This is a genomic window from Pseudomonas sp. PS02302, assembly GCF_029959585.1.
Classification (GTDB): domain Bacteria; phylum Pseudomonadota; class Gammaproteobacteria; order Pseudomonadales; family Pseudomonadaceae; genus Chryseomonas; species Chryseomonas aestiva.
The window spans coordinates 51,443-70,953 of the sequence record NZ_JASCON010000005.1 but is presented as its reverse complement, the minus strand read 5'-3'; the positions used below and the strand labels follow the sequence as shown (position 1 = coordinate 70,953).

General features: G+C 62.9%; 17 protein-coding genes. 6 read left to right on the top strand and 11 right to left on the bottom strand.

Translation table 11 applies throughout. The annotated features are described in order from the left end of the window. From ileS to ispH, 4 genes are read left to right on the top strand one after another with little or no spacing between them, the layout of a single operon-like run. Positions 1-2,835, top strand: a complete 2,835-nt coding sequence (gene ileS / locus QMX82_RS03240) for an isoleucine--tRNA ligase (RefSeq protein ID WP_282281246.1) — start codon at positions 1-3, stop codon at positions 2,833-2,835. Next, positions 2,828-3,331, top strand: a complete 504-nt coding sequence (gene lspA / locus QMX82_RS03235; protein ID WP_133861310.1) for a signal peptidase II — start codon at positions 2,828-2,830, stop codon at positions 3,329-3,331. The genes ileS and lspA overlap by 8 nt, the downstream gene beginning before the upstream one ends. After that, positions 3,324-3,770: an FKBP-type peptidyl-prolyl cis-trans isomerase gene (locus QMX82_RS03230; protein WP_183633015.1), complete on the top strand. Its 447-nt coding sequence runs from the start codon at positions 3,324-3,326 to the stop codon at positions 3,768-3,770. The genes lspA and QMX82_RS03230 overlap by 8 nt, the downstream gene beginning before the upstream one ends. A gap of 34 nt (positions 3,771-3,804) precedes the next feature. Beyond that, positions 3,805-4,749: a 4-hydroxy-3-methylbut-2-enyl diphosphate reductase gene (ispH, locus tag QMX82_RS03225; RefSeq protein WP_208692784.1), complete on the top strand. Its 945-nt coding sequence runs from the start codon at positions 3,805-3,807 to the stop codon at positions 4,747-4,749. A 15-nt stretch (positions 4,750-4,764) separates the two neighbouring features. Here ispH and QMX82_RS03220 read toward each other — a convergent pair whose 3' ends face one another. The 7 genes from QMX82_RS03220 to QMX82_RS03190 all read right to left on the bottom strand — a co-directional run bounded on the left by QMX82_RS03220 (position 4,765) and on the right by QMX82_RS03190 (position 12,201). Next, positions 4,765-5,223 (bottom strand): type IV pilin protein, encoded by a 459-nt coding sequence (locus tag QMX82_RS03220; protein WP_208692782.1) that lies wholly within the window; start codon positions 5,221-5,223, stop codon positions 4,765-4,767. Then, positions 5,220-9,119, bottom strand: coding sequence for a pilus assembly protein (locus QMX82_RS03215; protein WP_282281244.1), 3,900 nt, complete (start codon positions 9,117-9,119; stop codon positions 5,220-5,222). Before QMX82_RS03215 ends, QMX82_RS03220 begins: the two co-directional genes overlap by 4 nt. A gap of 16 nt (positions 9,120-9,135) precedes the next feature. Next, positions 9,136-9,606, bottom strand: coding sequence for a pilus assembly PilX family protein (locus tag QMX82_RS03210; protein ID WP_133861305.1), 471 nt, complete (start codon positions 9,604-9,606; stop codon positions 9,136-9,138). Continuing rightward, on the bottom strand, positions 9,603-10,610 hold the full coding sequence (locus tag QMX82_RS03205) for a PilW family protein (RefSeq protein ID WP_208692778.1): 1,008 nt from the start codon (positions 10,608-10,610) through the stop codon (positions 9,603-9,605). Before QMX82_RS03205 ends, QMX82_RS03210 begins: the two co-directional genes overlap by 4 nt. Continuing rightward, positions 10,607-11,098, bottom strand: a complete 492-nt coding sequence (pilV, locus tag QMX82_RS03200; protein ID WP_133861304.1) for a type IV pilus modification protein PilV — start codon at positions 11,096-11,098, stop codon at positions 10,607-10,609. The genes QMX82_RS03205 and pilV overlap by 4 nt, the downstream gene beginning before the upstream one ends. Further along, positions 11,095-11,571 carry a GspH/FimT family pseudopilin gene (locus tag QMX82_RS03195; RefSeq protein ID WP_208692776.1) on the bottom strand — a complete coding sequence of 159 codons (477 nt, stop codon included), beginning with the start codon at positions 11,569-11,571 and terminating at the stop codon, positions 11,095-11,097. The genes pilV and QMX82_RS03195 overlap by 4 nt, the downstream gene beginning before the upstream one ends. 105 nt (positions 11,572-11,676) lie before the next feature. Then, entirely contained in the window at positions 11,677-12,201 is a 525-nt protein-coding gene (locus QMX82_RS03190; protein ID WP_208692774.1) for a GspH/FimT family pseudopilin, read from the bottom strand. Positions 12,202-12,296: 95 nt separating this feature from the next. On the opposite strand from QMX82_RS03190, the gene thiO reads away from it, so the two are divergent. Next, a complete protein-coding gene (thiO, locus tag QMX82_RS03185; protein ID WP_282281240.1) occupies positions 12,297-13,400 on the top strand; it encodes a glycine oxidase ThiO in 1,104 nt (367 codons plus the stop codon). On the opposite strand, the gene QMX82_RS03180 is transcribed toward thiO, so the two are convergent. From QMX82_RS03180 to QMX82_RS03170, 3 genes are read right to left on the bottom strand one after another with little or no spacing between them, the layout of a single operon-like run. Next, positions 13,401-14,741, bottom strand: coding sequence for a sigma-54-dependent transcriptional regulator (locus QMX82_RS03180; RefSeq protein ID WP_282281238.1), 1,341 nt, complete (start codon positions 14,739-14,741; stop codon positions 13,401-13,403). A 2-nt stretch (positions 14,742-14,743) separates the two neighbouring features. Next, positions 14,744-16,318 carry a sensor histidine kinase gene (locus tag QMX82_RS03175; protein ID WP_282281237.1) on the bottom strand — a complete coding sequence of 525 codons (1,575 nt, stop codon included), beginning with the start codon at positions 16,316-16,318 and terminating at the stop codon, positions 14,744-14,746. After that, positions 16,302-16,550 (bottom strand): PP0621 family protein, encoded by a 249-nt coding sequence (locus QMX82_RS03170; protein ID WP_133861299.1) that lies wholly within the window; start codon positions 16,548-16,550, stop codon positions 16,302-16,304. Before QMX82_RS03170 ends, QMX82_RS03175 begins: the two co-directional genes overlap by 17 nt. 131 nt (positions 16,551-16,681) lie before the next feature. On the opposite strand from QMX82_RS03170, the gene QMX82_RS03165 reads away from it, so the two are divergent. Beyond that, positions 16,682-18,304: an NAD+ synthase gene (locus tag QMX82_RS03165; protein ID WP_282281230.1), complete on the top strand. Its 1,623-nt coding sequence runs from the start codon at positions 16,682-16,684 to the stop codon at positions 18,302-18,304. A 66-nt stretch (positions 18,305-18,370) separates the two neighbouring features. Here the strand turns inward: QMX82_RS03165 and QMX82_RS03160 are convergent, their stop codons facing one another. Further along, positions 18,371-19,396: an outer membrane protein assembly factor BamD gene (locus QMX82_RS03160; protein WP_007160812.1), complete on the bottom strand. Its 1,026-nt coding sequence runs from the start codon at positions 19,394-19,396 to the stop codon at positions 18,371-18,373. Positions 19,397-19,511: the final 115 nt, after the last annotated feature.

The following is a 19,511-nucleotide window of genomic DNA, read 5'->3' as shown; positions in this document are numbered from 1 at the left end:
ATGACCGATTACAAAGCGACGCTCAACCTGCCGGAAACGGCATTCCCGATGAAAGCCGGCCTGCCGCAGCGCGAGCCGGAAGCGCTCAAGCGCTGGCAGGACATCGACCTGTACGGGAAGCTGCGCGCCATCGGCAAGGGCCGTCCGACCTTCATCCTGCATGACGGTCCGCCCTATGCCAACGGCAGCATCCACATCGGTCATGCGCTGAACAAGATCCTCAAGGACATCATTACCCGTTCCAAGACCCTGGCCGGCTTCGATGCCCCCTATGTGCCGGGCTGGGACTGCCATGGCCTGCCCATCGAGCACAAGGTGGAAACCACCTTCGGCAAGAATCAGCCGGCGGACCTGACCCGCGAGCGCTGCCGCGCCTATGCCAGCGAGCAGATCGAAGAGCAGAAGGCCGGCTTCGTCCGTCTGGGCGTGCTCGGTGACTGGAGCAACCCCTACCTGACCATGAACTTCGCCAACGAGGCCGGCGAGATCCGTGCCCTCGGCGAACTGGTCAAGAAGGGCTTCGTCTTCAAGGGCCTCAAGCCGGTCAATTTCTGCTTCGACTGCGGCTCGGCACTGGCCGAGGCCGAGGTGGAGTACCAGGACAAGAGATCCGACGCCATCGACGTGGCCTTCCCGGTCGCCGATGCCGACAAGCTGGCGGCCGCCTTCGGCCTCGGTACGCTGGCCAAGCCCACCGCCATCGTCATCTGGACCACCACCCCCTGGACCATTCCGGCCAACCAGGCGCTCAACGTGCATCCCGAATTCACCTATGCGCTGGTGGACGTCGGCGATCGTCTGCTGCTGCTGGCCGAGGAGCTGGTGGAAAGCTGTCTGGCGCGCTATGGCCTGCAGGGCGAGGTGATCGCCACCGCCCCGGGTACCGCCCTGGAGCTGATCAACTTCCGCCATCCGCTGTACGAGCGGCTGTCGCCCATCTACCTGGCCGAGTACGTCGAGCTGGGCGCCGGGACCGGTGTGGTGCACTGTTCGCCCGCCTATGGCGAGGACGACTTCCGTATCTGCAAGCAATACGGCCTGAGCAACGACGACATCCTCAATCCGGTGCAGAGCAACGGCGTCTACGCCGAATCGCTGCCGCTGTTTGGTGGCCAGTTCATCTGGAAGGCCAATCCGGCCATCGTCGCCGCGCTGGCAGAGGCGGGCGCCCTGCTCAAGCACGAGGCGATCAATCACAGCTATATGCACTGCTGGCGCCACAAGACCCCGCTGATCTATCGCGCCACTGCCCAGTGGTTCGTCGGCATGGACAAGCAGCCCAACGAGGGCGCCACCCTGCGCGAGCGCTCCCTGGCGGCCATTGAGCAGACCCAGTTCGTCCCGGCCTGGGGCCAGGCGCGGCTGCACGGCATGATCGCCGGCCGGCCCGACTGGTGCATCTCGCGCCAGCGCAACTGGGGCGTGCCGATTCCCTTCTTCACCCACAAGGAAAGCGGCGAGCTGCATCCGCGTACCGTCGAGCTGATGGAAGAGGTCGCCCAGCGCGTCGAGCGCGAGGGCATCGAAGCCTGGTTCAAGCTCGATCCCGCCGAACTGCTCGGCGAAGAAGCCGACCAGTACGACAAGAGCCGCGACACCCTCGACGTCTGGTTCGATTCCGGCACCACCCACTGGCACGTGCTGCGCGGCTCCCACGCCGAACTCGCCCATGACCAGGGCCCGGTGGCCGATCTCTACCTTGAGGGTTCCGACCAGCATCGCGGCTGGTTCCACTCCTCGTTGCTGACCGGTTGCGCCATCGACGGCCATGCCCCCTACAAGGAACTGCTGACCCATGGTTTCACCGTGGACGAGCAGGGCCGCAAGCAGTCCAAGTCGCTGGGCAACGTGGTCGCTCCGCAGAAGGTCATCGACAGCCTGGGTGCCGACATCCTCCGCCTCTGGGTCGCGTCGACCGACTACACCGGCGAGATGGCCGTCTCCGACCAGATCCTGCAGCGCAGCGCCGACTCCTATCGCCGCATCCGCAATACCGCGCGCTTCCTGCTCTCCAACCTGTCCGGCTTCGATCCGGCGGTCAACCGGGTCGCGCCCGAAGACATGATCGACCTGGATCGCTGGGCCGTGGATCGCGCCCTGCTGCTGCAGCGGGAAATCGAGCAGGCCTACGCCGAGTACCGTTTCCTCAACGTCTACCAGAAGGTGCACAACTTCTGCGTGCAGGAGCTGGGCGGCTTCTACCTGGACATCATCAAGGACCGCCAGTACACCACCGGCGCCGACAGCCTGCCGCGGCGCTCCTGCCAGACCGCGCTGTATCTCATCGCCGAAGCCCTGGTGCGCTGGATCGCGCCCATCCTGTCCTTTACCGCCGACGAGATCTGGCAGTACCTGCCGGGCGAGCGTGAAGAGTCGGTGATGCTGACCACCTGGTACGACGGCCTCTTCGCCCTACCCGAGGGTGCGACCCTGGATCGCGCCTACTGGGATCAGGTGATGGCGGTCAAGGCCGCGGTCAACAAGGAGCTGGAGAACCAGCGCGCCGCCAAGACCCTGGGTGGCAGCCTGCAGGCGGAGATCACCCTCTACGCCGACAGCGCCCTGCAGACCGTGCTGGAGGCTCTGGGCAACGAACTCAGATTCGTGCTGATCTCGTCCCAGGCCGCTGTCCAGCCGCTGGAAAAGGCCCCGGAAGGCGCCGTGACCAGCGAGCTGAGCGGGCTCAAGCTGGTGGTGCGCAAGTCCGAGGCGCCCAAGTGCGCCCGTTGCTGGCACCACAGCCACAGCGTCGGCCAGGATGCCGCGCACCCGGAAATCTGCGCGCGCTGCGTGACCAACGTCTACGGCGCGGGCGAGGTCCGTGAGCATGCGTGACGCCCAGCGTTTCGGTGCCTTGCCCTGGTTGGCCCTGAGTGTGCTGGTGATCCTGCTGGATCAGCTGACCAAGCTCTACTTCCAGGCCAACCTGTCGCTTTACCAGCAGGTGCCGGTGATTCCGGACATCCTCAGCTGGACCCTGGCCTACAACCCGGGCGCTGCCTTCAGCTTCCTGGCCGATCACTCCGGTTGGCAGCGCTGGTTCTTCGCCGGCATCGCGGCGGTGGTAAGCGTGGTCCTGGTGGTCTGGCTCAAGCGCCTGCGCAACGATACCTGGACCGCCATCGCCCTGGCCCTGATCCTTGGTGGTGCCCTGGGCAATCTCTATGACCGCCTGGTGCTGGGCCACGTCATCGACTTCATCCTGGTGCACTGGCGCCAGGAGTGGTACTACCCGGCTTTCAACCTGGCCGACAGTGCCATCACCGTCGGTGCCGTGATGCTGGCCCTGGACATGTTCCGCAAGAAGAAGCCCGAGGAAGCCCATGGCTGAAATCACCATCGGCCCGGATACCCGGGTCACCCTGCATTTCGCCATCAAGCTGCAGAACGGCGACGTGGTGGACAGCACCTTCGACAAGGCGCCGGCCACCTTCACCGTCGGCGACGGCAATCTGCTGCCCGGTTTCGAGCAGGCGCTGTTCGGCCTGGAAGCCGGTACCAAGACCAGCCTGACCATTCCGCCGGAGCGCGGCTTCGGCCAGCCCAACGACGGCAACCTGCAGACCATGGCCCGGGACGACTTCAGTGACATGGAGCTGTCGCCCGGTCTGCTGATCATCTTCAGCGACGCCGCCGGCGGCGAGATGCCCGGCGTGGTCAAAAGCTACGATGACGAGCAGGTGATCATCGACTTCAACCACCCGCTGGCCGGCCGTGTGCTGACCTTCGACGTGGACATCCTGGCCATCGAGCCTGCCGTCTCCCATTGATCTACCGCCGCCCGTGAAGCGGGCAGAGGAGCCTATGCAGATCAAGCTCGCCAATCCCCGCGGCTTCTGCGCCGGCGTGGACCGCGCCATCGACATCGTCGATCGGGCGCTGGACGTTTTCGGTCCGCCCATCTATGTGCGTCACGAAGTGGTGCACAACAAGTTCGTGGTCGACAACCTGCGCGCCCGGGGCGCCGTCTTCGTCGAAGACGTGGCCGACGTACCGGACGATGTCATCCTTATCTTCAGCGCCCATGGCGTCTCCCAGGCCGTGCGCCGCGAGGCCGCCGAGCGTGGCCTCAAGGTGTTCGACGCCACCTGTCCGCTGGTGACCAAGGTGCACATGGAAGTCGCGCGCTACAGTCGCGACGGCCAGGAATGCATCCTCATCGGCCACGCCGGGCATCCGGAAGTGGAGGGCACCATGGGTCAGTACGACGACCGTGCCGGCGGTGCCATCTACCTGGTGGAAGACGAGGACGATGTGGCAAGGCTCGAGGTGCGCAACCCCGAAGCCCTGTTCTACGTCTCCCAGACCACCCTGTCGATGGACGACACCCGCATTGTGATCGACGCCCTGCGCGCCAAGTTTCCCCACATCAACGGCCCGCGCAAGAACGACATCTGCTACGCCACCACCAACCGCCAGGACGCGGTAAAGACCCTGGCGCTGGAAAGCGACGTAGTGCTGGTAGTGGGCAGCCCCAGCAGCTCCAACTCCAACCGTCTGCGCGAGCTCGCCGAACGCCTGGGCACTCCGGCCTACCTCATCGACGGAGCCGAGGACCTGCAGCAGAGCTGGTTCGAAGGCGTCCAGCGCATCGGCGTCACCGCCGGCGCCTCGGCCCCCGAGGTCCTGGTACGCGGCGTCATCGACCAGCTGCAGAGCTGGGGCGCCACCGGCGAGGTCGAGCTGGAAGGCGAGCCGGAACACATCACCTTCACCCTGCCACGAGAGCTCAGGGTAAAGGCGGTATAGGACGTCCCCGGCGCCCTAGCGGCGCCAGCAGTCGGCGGTGGTGGCGCCGGTTGCTTGTCCCTTTAGCCCGGTATTGGTAAATGTCAGACTTCCGCATCGATCACCTGCCATGGGGCCGCCTGCACGTGGGGCCGCCTGAAGCGTATAGCTAGTAGCCGTGACTGCACTCAGGCTCAAATCGTAGATGGCCCGCCCGCCATCCTTGGGAGTGGTAGTGAACGGCAGAGTGGGTGCCGTTGTACCAGCCACATCCGTCGTATAGCGTCCGAGGCGGGTGTAGTTTCGCTCCATGAGCTGCGCCAATTCCATGAGCGAAGCCTCAGCGTCAGCCCTGTTCCCCTTGCGTACGTGCTCCGTGTAAGACGGATAGGCAATGGCCGCCAGGATGCCAACTATAGCCACAACGATCATCAGTTCGATGAGCGTGAAGCCTCTTTGGTGGTTTGAGTGCTGATTTTGCGTAATTGACTTCATCTGATTTCGCGCCAGGTCATGCGTTTCGAACTGCTATTCGGGTCATTGATATCTTGGCAGATCGTGTTGCCACTCGCGTCCGAGTGGCACAATTTTCCGGTTGCTGTAGAGCCGTCGGTCGTGTTGCCGTTACCGCGAACGAAGCTGGGCGTCTTGATGATGCCGCTTTGATCGTCTGAGATCCCAGAGAAAGGGACTTTGGTGCCATTTGCCAAGCTGTAATAGTCACGCTGATCAAAGGTTCCGTCACCGTTGTAGTCGAAGAAACTGAAGTTGAGAGTGCCTCCATTCAGCACATTCAACGTCATGATCCAGCTTGTACCTCCGCCGCCGCAGGGATCACTGTTGGGTGTCATGGTAGTGAAGACCAAGACGCCGTTTCTCAGCGTCGGCCGGGCAATGACCCTTTCGCTTGTTAGCGCTCCGGACCCGCCATTGCTGCTCTTCCACGCCAGATCCATGAACCAGCCTGATTTATCCGCACCGATCTCGGCACTGGTGACTGCGCGGGCACGGCGGTTACCGATGGTTTGTTGGGCAATAATGGCCTGTTCGACGAGATTGCTACGGCTGATTTGCTGTCCCCTGTCGATCAGGCCATAGAAGGTTTCCAGGCGCGGGTTGGCAGGTACCTCATTGTCTCCAATCTGGTAGTAGCTTCCGGTACCAAAAAGAATGATCGGGTTGCCGTCGCTGTTGAGGGCGGCTTCGAGAGGCGCGGTGATAGGTTGAGTGGGATTGCCGGCGCCATTGGCTGTCCTTGCAATGAACAAGGGCAGAATGTTTGCCCCGCTCTTTAGGGCTGCAGGAGCGTCCCAGTTCGCCGGGTTGGTGCCTTTCAGGTCGAAGCGCCAGATATTGCCGGCAGTATCGCCCGCATAAAGGCGGTCTACGATGCGGTCGTTATTGGTATCAATGGCAAGCGGCTCTCCCAAGCCGCCGGTCGTAGCGACAGTAAGGGTCTTGAGGACACTGCCAGTGGCGGCGTCCAAGATCCAGATCTTGCCCTGGCTGACACTGCTGTCGCTGAAGCCACTGGTCACGATCACACCGAACTTCCCATTCTCCAGCGCGACCAGAGCCGGCTTCTGAATGGGATACCTCATGTCGGGCGAAGAGAACTCCCAAAGTACGTTGCTGGGAGCCATGTTACCCGGGTCGCTCGCGTCCAGCGCAAACACGGTGTTTCCTCCGGCGCCCGCCGTCCCCACGATGAGGGACTTCCAGCTATTGTTGATCCAGGCATCTCCTCCCGTTGGCGAGCCGTCTACATAGTAACGATGGCTGTAGCTGGGGTCGGTTAGGCGGTAGAGTTCACCCATCAGGGTACGAGGCACATAGGCGAACAGTTCATTGCCGCCATCGGCCAGGCTGGCGTCGAAACCATGAAGCATGCCGTCATTGGCGCCTACTACGACCAGCGACTTGCGTGCCTGATAGGCTGTGCTTTGACGGTAGGTCAGATAGCTTTCACCCGCACTTCCCCATACGGATCCGGCTAGACGGTTATAGCCGTAATCTGGTTTTCCTATATATAAAGGGTCTGAGTTTACGATGTCGCCCAGGCGACTCTTGCGTTTGCGCATGGGATTGCTAGTGACGGTCTCCTGGCTCCGATCACCGCGCAGATAGTCGAGACGTCGCGACCCTTCTGTAGTGCTTACGTTGGTACCTGTCGTCGCGGTTGCTTGCAGCGCGACCTTGCTCTCGGCATCCAAGCCGCTCCAGAGAAAATTGACGCCCTGGCCTGCAGCCAAGGAATAGGCGTTGTTGCTCTGGGCGGTTAGGGTATTGCTCGTAAAAATCTTCCGGCTACTTGGCTCAAGGGTGTCAAGCTTGTTTCCCGCGCTCCAACTGGAGGAGCTGGCTACACCCGAAGCACTTAGCGTTCTGGCCAGAAGATCGCCACTCCAGAACTTGGCTTCGAATTGAGTTTGAAAGGTGCCGCTGCCGGTATCGAGTTGCTGGCCGTTGGTGCTGATCGAGGTGGTCGAAGTAGTTACTTCTTGAACGATCTTGGCAAAGGCCGCACGAAGACCCTTGATCATGTTGGGGGCGTCGCTAGCAACGTAGAAATTGTCAGGGCGCTTGTAATTGGAAGAGAGATACTCACCGCTGGTCCACCAGAGATCGTCGGTAATGCTAGCAGCGGTGGCTGAACTACTGGCAAACCCTTGAGGGACTGTGAAGCCGCCATATTTAGCAGCGAGCCAGTATTGGTTCGACGATCTGCCGGCCAGACTTTGGTTCTCGCGGACATCCATCCAGTAGGTGGAGATGGTCTGGCTACCTGCTTTGTCGCTTCGCTGATCCCGCGTATGGGCATCATAGGCAAGGCCGGCGATGTAAGCAGAGTTGCCACGACCGGTGAAGGGTGTGCTTATGGTGATGTTTTCGAGACTGGCGACCTTCTGTGTCAAGGCCTCTACATCTATAGAGGTGTCGCTGGTCACTTCCGCTGGCTTGGCCGGTTCTCCGCCCGAGGAAGTGATACCTCCCGGTAGATTCTTGTCATTCCAGGTATTCGTGTCGCCGATGCCGAGAATGACGTTCTTCTGACAGGAATAGGTGATGGGGTCTTGCCAGTTGGTCACTACGGGAAAGCCGTCGGCTTGGGCGTATTTGTCGGTATCCGTAGAGCCGGACAAGGTACTGTAGGCAGATACGTTCCCTTGGTTCTTGAAGTAACGTAGCGCTGTATAATAGAGCTCGCTGACCGGGTCATTGCTCTTTAGGTTCAGGTAGGTATTCGGCGCATAAGGCATTGAGCCAAACTTGTTCAGATAGTTGATGACACCGCTATCTGCTACTCCAAAGCCTGTCGACGAGGCTTCACTGGCAGAAGGATTGCGCACCAGGATGCCAGTTTGCGGGTCCCATTCGGCGCGTGCAGAGTTACTGCTGAGATCTGGTTTGAGCGGGCCAATGAAGCTTTGGTTGGCCCGCAGGACACCGCCATCGCGTGTTGCGCTGGAATCATTCAGATAGCTGAATACCGAGTAGCGCAGCTTGTCAGAATATTGTTGCAGAAGGCCTTCTGGCTTGTAGTTGCTCGCCGAGTATCTTTTGCAATTGGCTTCCAGGCCAATGGTAGGGTCGCATACTTTAACCTGAACTCTTACTCGATAGACACTATAGCGAGTTGAGTTGAGTATCGAGCCCGCCGTATAGTCAGCCTTGAGTAAATTTCCGCTCCATTGGTTGTTGTCGTTTGGATCCAGATTCACCCAGACGCTCGACATATTGTTGCCTGCGCCATAGTCGGCAGAGCCGCCGCCACCGATTCGATCGTTCCAGTTAGAGAACAGCATGTCGAACCCCTGGCCTTCCAGACGAACATAGAAGCCGACCCAGTTGGCCGCAAAGGGGGTAGCGCCAGCAATCTCTGACGCTGGAAGCAGTCCCTGACCGCTATTCAAACGGTTGCCAGCAGAGTTTTGCCCGCTGTGACGGGCTTTTTGCAGGACGGTAAGGCCAACATCGTCCCGCACCCTGGCACCACCAGTCAGGGCACTGCGGAAAGGGTCGATGGTCGGAGTAGCGGCCCAGTTGAGAAAATTGCCGCTCCATTGCCTGGCACCGCTGCAGCGGCGGCTATTGGCGGCGCTGACAGGGTTGAACCAACTATTGTCCAGTGAGCCGCCAAAGGCGTAGGTGTAGCACTTGTCCGAATCGAAGTACCCGCTATAGACATTGCCGGAACTGTAGCTGCCAAGGTTGGCTACAGATAGGACCGTCGGCCATTCTACCGAGGGCACCAATGCCAGGCTGCCCGGAATGTCCCCTCCTACGGCCAGCGGAGTTTGGGATACCGTGGCGTTACCGGACGTACTCACCAGAAGCAGCACCATCGCCGAAGGCAGAGTCCACGTCAGAAATCGCAACTGATGAGGCATGACGCTCTCCAAGTATCTATCGCCTGACAAAGATGGTGTTGATGGTGACATTCGCCGTGGACGCCGACCCGGCTCCGGCAGTGGTAGCTGCTCCAGCACCTTGGGTTTCGATGCGCAGCACACTGACATCCAGCGGAATCACCTGAAGGCCGTCGCCGGATCTCAGCGGATTGACCCCTGGTGTTGGATTGATCCTGAAGCGGGATTGATTGGGCAGGTCTGTCAAAGCATCCGCATTTGTCCAGTTGGCAGTTTGGGCAGTGTTTTGCCAATCGGTGACGCTGCGTGTGAGGGCGAAGGCTTCGGCCTGTCGCTGCGCCATCTCCGACGCCTGAAACGCCTGGCTTTGGTCGCGGGCGTTACCTGCCATGCGTTCCTGCAGCGTAGTGCCCCTCATGCTGGCGAGAGCGATCAAGGTCATGAGTAGCAGCATCACCAACGTCACGATCAATACCGCGCCCTGTTGGCGTTCGACCGACTTTCTCATGGCAGGTGGTTCCGAATGCTGACAGTTTGGTTGAACACCTGCCCCAGGCGGCCATTGGCAAGGGTGACGGTATTGCCACGGAAGGTAAGTTGCTGATCGGGCGATACGGCCTGAGTATCTCTACTCACGGCGATCAAGTTGATCTGAGCGGAAATCACTGCCTGCCAGTCGGTAATCAGCTGGGCATCTCTGTATTCACCCGTTATCTGACCGTTGCTGTCACCTACGGCATATTGGATCTGCAGGTCCTGAATGCCACTGACCAACTCCTCATCGACAATCAAAGGCTGAGCGTCGGTTGTGGCCAGATAGCGGACTCGGCGTAGAGCAGGAAGGCCGGCTGCAACGGAACTCTGACCTATGTAATAGAGCGAACTTTGGAAATTCGAGATTACCGCCGTTTGCGCATAAGCGCGGTTGATTACCTGCTGTGTTGTAAGGGTGGCTGCGTTGGCTGCGCTCTGATTAATGAAAAGCTGGCAACCGGCTGTGTCGGAAATGATCAGCAGGCTACCGGGTGTCTGGCCGGTTGCTGCTGTGGTTGCAAGCCTGTCGGTGTTCGCACCTATCGAATTGGACAGTGTTATCCCGGTCGCGCCAGCGGCATGCTTGAGCAGAACAACGTCCGTTCCGGCTCGCCGGCTTGTGGTGTAGACGTCGTTCAGCCAGGCAGGGATCGAGTTTTCTCCCGTGTCATTCCAGCCTTCGATGCCGGTGCCGAGGACATAGCGCTCGTCTTTAGTCAAAGTCGAGGGGGTTGGATCATAGAGCGGAAACAGACAGTCTCCGCGATAGCCGGCGTTCTTCAGATCATAGGCCAGAAAGTCCAAGGCGAAGCGCCCTGATTCCTGTACCTGGGATAGCGCGGAATTGGTCTGATAGGTCTGCCGGGAAGACAGGAAGACCTGCATGACGCCGCCCATGAGCAATAGGCCCAGAAGCAAGGCGATCATGAGTTCGATTATGGAGAGGCCGGATTGGCGGCGAGTCGCCCGGTGTTTCATAGGCGAGTCCTGTAGGAGAAGACTTCGAAGCCCGAATTCTCGGCGGTAGAGGTACAGCTGTCGTTCTGTGGCGCCACGTATTGAGTGGACTTGATCCGGGCTCGGCTGTCGTTCCAGCAGATGGTCAGGGTCACTATCTTTCCGCTGGTCACTATGGTGCCTGTACCCTGTGGCAGCGTGGCTGCGAGATTGTTGAGCCATTGCCCTGTATCGCGCTGGGCAGGGGTACCAGTAATGGCGTTACTGGTCGAAGGAGCGGGAAAGGTGGTCAGGGCGTAGCTGCCGGCCAAGGCAGCGGTACGGTTCGCACGCATACGATCAGCCATGTCGTTGGCCAGGATAGTCGCCTGTGAGCGGTAGTAGGCACCCTGGTTGCTCTGGACGCTTACCGATTGCAGCCCTGCAAGCCCCAGTAGGCCTATGGCCAGAATGACCATGGCAACCAATACCTCGATCAGGGTTGCGCCCCTTTGCTGCTTTGCATTCATGGCGACTGGCAGCCGTTCTGGTTGACGAAGGCGTTCCCGGTGAGGCTTACCGAAACCGTGCGGCGGCAACTCGGTGTTTCGATGCTGAATGATTGGGCGGCAGTCAGGGTGGTGAGACCGGTGCTGCGATAGGTGACGCCATTGACGAGACCAGTCAAGGTAATGCCGGTGGTGGGCTCCCAGATCCGAATGACGTTCGCGCCCTGAATCATCAGCCAACCTGCTGTCCAGTCGGTACCGTTTTCGCAGGCATCACCTGCGATGTTGCGCCGACATAACGTGACGTCAGCGCGACGTTTAAGGGCCTCGGAGCGTGCTATCTGCATGGCGCCAAGCAATTCATTGCTCATGACCGCAGCCCTGTTGCTCTGTAGCGTTCGGGTAAACGACGGCGCAGCAATGCTGATCACGATCGCCAGAATGGCGAGCGCTACCAGGGTTTCGATCAGGGTAAAGCCGTACTGGGTACGCATCGTCGTTTTCGCCGGGCTGGAAAGCCAAGCATGGGGTATCGCAGGCGCCTGGAACAGCGTACGGCGGATATCCGGTCGAAACGGGAAGGTGTCTGGTCAGGGGGTTCAGGCGCAGCGATCGCTGTCGCGAAGATCCGCGGTCTCGATCCGTCCGGCCTTGTTCAGGACCAGTCGTGCGCGCGGCTCGGTGCCCTGGCAGAGGATGAAGCTGCCGTTCAGGGCGTTGGTCACGCCGCTGTTCAAAAACGTCAGATGAGGTAGCGTACGGAAATTGTTCCAGCGCCAGTGCAGGCCGTCGGGGAGCTGACTGGTCAGCAGGGTGGGCTCCTCGGCTGACTGAAGGCCGTCGCGATCCCAGTCGCGGAAGACCCGCGTGGTGACCGACCAGAGATTCGAGCTGTCGCAGTCACCTGCCGGTGCATGACAGATGGACACGCTGCCAGCGCCGTTGATGGCAGCCGCCCGTGCGAAGTTGACCGTCTCCCTGAGTTGTTGAATGGCGAGCTGCTGACGATTGCGCTGCAGTATTCCACCAAAGGCGGGAATGGCGAGGGAAGCGACGATGCTCAGCACGCTGAGGCAGATCAGGGATTCGAAGAGGCTGAAGCCTCGCGCGATGCGATAGGTCATGTTGACGTCCTTGTGGGTAGGCGGCCTTCCTGGCCGCGCTAGCCGTTTTGCGCCAAGACGGCGGAACAGTCAATTGCAGGATGTAGAGGTGTGACGTGATCTTTGATGCAGCGGTGGTCGGGGCGGGTGCGCTAGGGCTTATGTCGGCCTATTGCCTGTCCTTGAGCGGTCGGCGGGTGGTGGTGGTCGAGCGTGGCGAGCCGGGGCGGGAGGCGTCCTGGGCTGGTGGCGGGATCGTTTCGCCGCTGTACCCCTGGCGTTATCAGCCGGCGGTGACGGCGCTGGCGCACTGGTCGCAGGATTTCTATCCGGTGCTGGGGGAACGGTTGCGGCAGGAAACGGGGGTGGACCCCGAGGTTGAGGTGACCGGGCTGTACTGGCTCGATCTGGAGGACGAGGCCGAGGCGCTGGATTGGGCACGGCGTAATGTGCGGCCGCTGGCGGCGGTATCGGTCGCGGAGGTGCGGCAGCGGGTGCCGGTGCTGGGACCAGGCTATGAACGGGCGGTCTTCATGGCGGGGGTGGCCAATGTACGCAATCCCCGGCTGGTGCGCTCTCTGCGCGAAGCCTTGCTGCGCATGCCGAATGTGACGCTGGTGAGCGAGTCGCCGGTGACCGGCTTCCTGCGCCAGGGCGAGCGCGTGGTGGGCGTGCAGACCGCGCGCGAGGCCATCCACGCCGAGTCCGTGGTGGTGTGTGCGGGGGCCTGGAGCGGTGAGTTGCTGCAGAGTCTGGGGCTGGCGGTGCCGGTGCGGCCGGTGAAGGGGCAGATGCTGCTGTATCGCCAGCCGGTGGGCTTTCTGACCAGCATGGTGCTGGCCAAGGGGCGCTACGCCATTCCGCGGCGCGATGGTCATATCCTCATCGGCAGCACCCTGGAGCACGCCGAATTCGACAAGACCCCAACCGCCGAGGCACTGGCCAGTTTGCAGGCCTCGGCCGCCGAGTTGCTGCCGGCGCTGGCCGGCCAGGCGCCGGTGGGGCACTGGGCAGGACTGCGGCCAGGGTCGCCGGATGGCGTGCCCTTCATCGGGCCGGTGCCCGAGCTGCCCGGCCTGTGGCTCAACTGCGGGCACTATCGCAATGGCCTGGTGCTGGCACCGGCCTCCTGCCAATTGCTGACCGATCTGCTCACCGAACGCACGCCGATCATCGATCCGGCGCCCTATGCGCCAGGCACGCGGCTGGCGGTGGGCTGATCAGTCGATGCCGAGCTTTTTCAGGCGGTAGCGCATCGACCGGAAGGAGAGGCCCAGGCGTTCCGCGGCAGCGGTGCGATTCCAGCGGGTCTCTTCGAGCGCCTGCATGATCAGCTGGCGCTCGATGGATTCCAGGTGGTCTTCGAGATTGGCGATATTGGCCAGGCTGGCTTCGCCAGTGGCGGTGGCCGCCGGCGCATCGGCCAGGCGCAGATCGGCCGGGCGGATGACGTCGCCGTCGCAGAGGGTGTAGGCCCGCTCCAGCATGTTTTCCAGTTCCCGCACGTTGCCGGGGAATCTGTAGCTCTTGAGCTTGGCCAGGGCATCGTCGCCCAGCGTGGCCGCGGCCAGGCCGGAATCGCGCGCCAGACGTTCGAGCATGTGGCTGGCCAGGGCGCCGATGTCTTCGCGGCGCTCGCGCAGGGCTGGCACCTGCAGTTCGATGACGTTGAGGCGGTAGTAGAGATCCTGGCGGAAGGTCCCGGCGGCGACCTCAGCGGCGAGATCCCGGTGGGTGGCGCTGAGAATGCGCACGTCCAGGCTGAGCTCTTGCTGGCTGCCTACCGGGCGCACGGCCTTTTCCTGGATGGCGCGCAGGAGCTTGACCTGCATCGGCAGCGGCAGGTCGGCCACCTCGTCGAGAAAGAGGGTGCCGCCCTGGGCTGCTTGGAACAGGCCCTGCTTGTCCTCGATGGCGCCGGTGAAGCTGCCTTTGCGGTGGCCGAAGAATTCGCTCTCCACCAATTCCGAGGGGATGGCGCCGCAGTTGACCGGGACGAAAGGGCGGCCCGCGCGCGGACCCTGCTCATGGATCAGTCGTGCCACCCGCTCCTTGCCGCTGCCCGATTCCCCACTGATGTAGACCGGCGCCTGGCTGCGCGCCAGCTTGGCGATCTGGCCCCGCAGGGCGCGCATGGGCGGCGATTCGCCGAGCAGCTGGGTTTCGCTGGCGCCGGCCGCTGCCGGGGCAGGCCCGGACAGCCGCAGGGCGGTGCCCACCAGCTCGCGCAGGCGCGGCAGGTCGACCGGCTTGGTGAGGTAGTCGAAAGCACCGGCCTTGAGCGCCTGGACCGCGGTTTCCAGACTGCCGAAGGCGGTGATCATGGCTACCGGCAGTTGCGGAAAGCGCTGCTGGATGAACTGGATCAGGTCCAGTCCCGAGCCGTCGGGCAGGCGCATGTCGGTCAGGCAGAGGTCGAAGCTTTCCCGTTCGAGGATGGCCCGGGCGTCGGCGATGTTCTTGGCGCTGGCGGTGTCGAGTTTCATCCGCCCCAGGGTGATCTCCAGGAGTTCGCGGATATCGGGTTCATCGTCGACGATCAGGACTTTCTGTCGGGCCATGCTCAGCTCATTGTGCGGGGATGGGCGAAGGTGATGCGAAAACAGCTGCCATTCGCCAAGGGATGATAGCCAAGTCTGGCCTGGTTGCTCTCGCAAAGCTCGCGGGAGATGTACAGGCCCAGCCCGGTCCCCTTGTTTTCGGTGGTGAAGAAGGGCTCGAACAGGTGGTCGAGCTGCTCGGCGGCGACGCCGGCTCCGTCGTCGACCACCTCGAGGATGGGCAGGTCGCTTTCCGGATCGCGGTAGGTGCTGAGCCAGACCTGACCGATGCCGTGCTTCTGGCAGCTGTAGCGCAGGCCGTTCTGCACCAGGTTGGTCAGGATCTGGCCCAGCTGGTGAGGATCCATGTGCGTCTGCAGGGTACCCGGCTCGGTCTTGACGTGCAGCGTCTGGCCGGCGGGCAGGGTAGGGCGCAGCTCCCCGGCGAAACGGTGCGCCCAGTAGCGCAGATCGATCAGCTGGGGGGCGGCCTGCTGGCGGCGAGACAGCTGCAGGACGTTTTCCACCACCCGGTTCATCCGCCGCGACTGGTCCTGGATGATCTGCGCCAGGCGCCGATCCGGCGTGGTCAGTTCTTCGGATTCCTGCAGCAGTTGCGCGGCGTGACTGATGGCGCCCAGCGGATTGCGGATCTCGTGGGCGATGCCGGCAGTGAGACGGCCGAGGGAGGCGAGCTTGAGTTGCTGGGCCTGCTGGGCGATGCGTGAGACGTCTTCGAGAAAGGTCAGCACCCGCTCGCCCTCGCCCTGCTGCAAACGGGCGAAGCTGGGTTGCAATAGGGGGCCGTTGGCATAGGCGCGCCAGGGCGCGGGCCGGATACTGGGATTGCGCTCCCATTCCTCGAGGCGCTGGGCGAGCCCCAGTGCCAGGGGGGCGATGGTGCCCTCGTCGTCCACCCCCAGCAGGCGGCGGGCTGCCGGATTCACCAGTAGCACCTGGTATTCGGCATCGAACACCAGGATGCCGGTCCGCATGCGTTCGAGGATGAGGGCGTTGAGGGCTTCCAGTTCGGCCACGGCGGTGGCGCGGGTTTCGGCCAATGCCTGGCTGTCCAGCAGCCGCCGGACCAGGCCCTGCACCAGCAGGGCCGTGGCGAAGCAGAGGGTGCCCAGGCCCGCCGCCTGCACATAGCCACTGCCGCTGTCGCCGCGGCGCAGGTCGAGATAGCTGGTCGCCAGCAGCAGGGCGATGGCGGCCAGGGCCGCGATCAGCAGACCGCGGCGGCCACGGATCAGGACGTTGGACACCCCGACGGTCACCACCAGCAGGCTGCCCATGCCGCTGGCGATGCCGCCGGCCAGGAAGAACAGGCCGCCCAGGGCGAGGATGTCGATCAGTGCCAGGGTAAAGGCGCGGCCACGCAACAACCGTTGGCCGACCGCCAGCACGGCGTTGATGGCGAGGTAGGCCCAGCTGGCCTGGCGGAACAGTTGGCCGTCGACGGTGCGCAGCCAGTGCTGATCCAGGTCGCTGGAAATCAGCACCACCAGCGCCAGGCCGATGACGATGCGATAGAGATGATAGAGCCGCAGGACCGCGTCGGCTCTCAGGGTGCCTGGATCAGTCGCGGCGCTCATGCTGCAACCGGCGGTGTTCGGCGCTGCAATACCAGCGCTGGCCTTCGCCATCGGCCAGGGCTCTTGCCTGGGGCACATGCACGCCGCAATGGGCACAGCGCACCATGGCATTGGGCGGCAGCGTGGGCGCCTTGGCAGCGGGCGTCTGCGTCTTGCCGCGCCACCAGCGTCTGATCATCCAGAACAGCGCGCCCAGGAGGACGAGCCACAACAGCAGGCGAAGCAGACCCATGGCGATCTCGCAGCGTGAAGGAGGGTGGAGTTTAGCAGGGCCGCCGCAGCCGGTGAGCCCCGCATGGCATCGATTGTCGCGCTTCGCCGCTTGCGGGAAAATGCTCCGATCAATCGGGCAAGGAAGAGTGCATGAGTCAGCTGCTGAACGTCGTGATGGCGCAAGTGAACCTCAAGGTCGGCGACATCCACGGCAATGTGGATCGGATCATCGCCGCGGCCCAGGAGGCCCGGGATGACTTGCACGGCGATCTCATCGTCTTCCCGGAATTGTCGCTGTGCGGCTATCCCCCGGAGGACCTGCTGCTGCGCTCGAGCATGCAGCGCCGCATCGAGCAGGCCTTGCAGCGGATCCGCCAGGAGATTGCCGGTATCCATGTGCTGGTGGGTTTTCCCTGGCTGGAGGAGGGACGGCGCTACAACGCCTGCGCGGTCTATCGCGATGGCGCCGAGCTAACCTTCTATCGCAAGCAGCAGCTGCCCAACTATCGGGTGTTCGACGAGAAGCGTTATTTCGAGCCGGGCGACAGTGCCGCGGTGTTCGCTTACCAGGGCGTGCCCATCGGCGTCACCATCTGCGAAGACATCTGGTTCGCCGAGCCCATGGCCAAGGCACGCGCGGCCGGGGCGCGGCTGATGCTCAACCTCAATGCCTCACCCTTCCACGGCGGCAAGCAGTGCGAGCGCGAGGCGGTGGTGGGCGAACGTGCCCGCGAAGGCAACATGCCGGTGGTCTACGTCAACCAGGTGGGTGGCCAGGACGAACTGGTGTTCGACGGCCACTCCTTCGTGGTCGATGCCCGGGGGCAGGTCAGCCAGCGCGCGCCGGCCTTCGTCGAGGGGCTCTATCCGGTCATCTTCGAGGAGGCTCTGCAACCGCAGCCGGCCGTACTCGCTCCCGTCGCCTCGCTGGAGGCCAGCGTCTATGACGCCCTGGTGCTCGGGGTACGCGACTACGTGCGCAAGAACGGCTTCAAGGGTGTGGTACTGGGGCTGTCCGGTGGTATCGATTCGGCCCTGGTGCTGGCGGTCGCCGCGGATGCGCTGGGCGCGGAGCAGGTGGAGGCGGTGATGATGCCCTACCACTACACCGCCCAGATCAGTCTGGAAGACGCCGAAGCCGAGGCGCGGACCCTGGGGGTGCGCTACAGCGTGCTGCCCATCGCGCCCATGGTCGAGGCCTTCCAGGAGACCCTGGCCGGCGAATTCGCCGGGCTTGGGCGGGATGCCACCGAGGAGAATCTGCAGGCGCGCTGCCGCGGGACCCTGCTGATGGCCATTTCCAACAAGAAGGGCTATCTGGTGCTCACCACCGGCAACAAGAGCGAGATGGCCGTCGGTTACGCCACCCTCTATGGCGACATGGCCGGCGGCTTCGACGTGCTCAAGGATGTGCCCAAGACCCTGGTGTTCCGCCTCTGCGAGTACCGCAATCGCGCTGGCGAGGTGATTCCGCAACGGGTGATCGACCGCCCGCCGTCGGCCGAGCTGTCGCCCGACCAGAAGGACGAGGACTCGCTGCCGCCCTATCCGGTGCTCGACGAGATCCTGCGCCTGTATGTCGAGCAGGATCTCTCGGCGGTGGATATCGTCGCCGCCGGCTTCGACGAAGAAACGGTGCGCAGGGTGCTGCGCCTGGTGGACCTCAACGAATACAAGCGGCGCCAGGCGGCGGTAGGCGCCCGGGTCACCCAGCGCGGTTTCGGGCGTGACCGGCGCTATCCGATCACCTCGGGCTGGCGCATCGGCGACTAGCTCGCCGCTTCCGGCGCAATAAAAAAGGGAAGCCACTGGCTTCCCCTTTTCAGGTCCGGCGCGGAATCAGTCGAACAGACCGAAGGTCAGGCGGCTGAACCAGGAACGCTTGGCCGGCGCCGGCGTCGCGCCACCGGCCTTCTCGGCCTCGGCCGGGTCGACGATGCGCAGCTCGGGCGCCAGGTTGTCACGCTCTTCCTGGTACTTGCGCTGGATGTCCTGGCTGGCGCGGGTCTCGCCGGGCGGCAGCGGATCGCTCGGGCGATCGATCAGGCCCAGGGTCGCACGGGTCAGCCAGGAGCGCTGCTGATCCTTGTCGTCCGGCTCGCGCAGCTGGAATTCGCCATCCTTGAGGCTGACGTTGTCCGGGTAGTTGAGCTTGAGGGTTTCCAGGCTGGTGGCCGCCAGGTCGTTGAGCCCCAGGTGCTTGTAGGCTTCGGTCATGATCGCCAGGCCGTCACCCACGGACGGGGTGCCCTGGAAGTTCTCGACCACGTAGCGACCGCGGTTGGCGGCGGCCACGTAGGCCTTGCGGGTCAGGTAGTAGTGGCCGACGTGCACGTCGTAGGCCGCCAGCAGGTTGCGCAGATAGACCATGCGCGCCTTGGCGTCCGGGGCGTAACGGCTGTTGGGGAAGCGGCTGGTGAACTGGGCGAAGTCGTTGAAGGAATCGCGCGCCGCGCCCGGATCACGCTTGGTCATGTCCAGCGGCAGGAAGCGCGCCAGCAGACCGCGATCCTGTTCGAAGGAGGACACGCCCTTCATGTAGTAGGCGTAGTCGACGTTCGGGTGCTGCGGATGCAGCCGGATGAAGCGATCCGCCGCCGTGCGCGCCGCTTCCGGCTCGCCGTTCTTGTAGTTGGCGTAGATCAGCTCGAGCTGGGCCTGTTCGGCATAGCGACCGAAGGGATACCGCGACTCCAGGGCCTTCAGCTTGCTGATGGCATCCGTGTAGCTGCTGTTGGAGATATCGCGCTGAGCCTGGGTATAGAGCTCGCCCTCCGGCAGATTTTCCGGAACCTCGGGCGCTTTCGAGGAGCAGGCGGCGGTGAGGACTAGGCTGGTGACCAGCAGCAGGTGCTTCAATTGCATGGCGGCTTGGATTCCCCGAAACGGTCGGCGGTGCAGGGATGAGCGCGGAGAGCACTCACCTAGCCTGTGACGGGGCCGGAACCGTCCTGTTATGATGATCGACCCGGAATGCCGG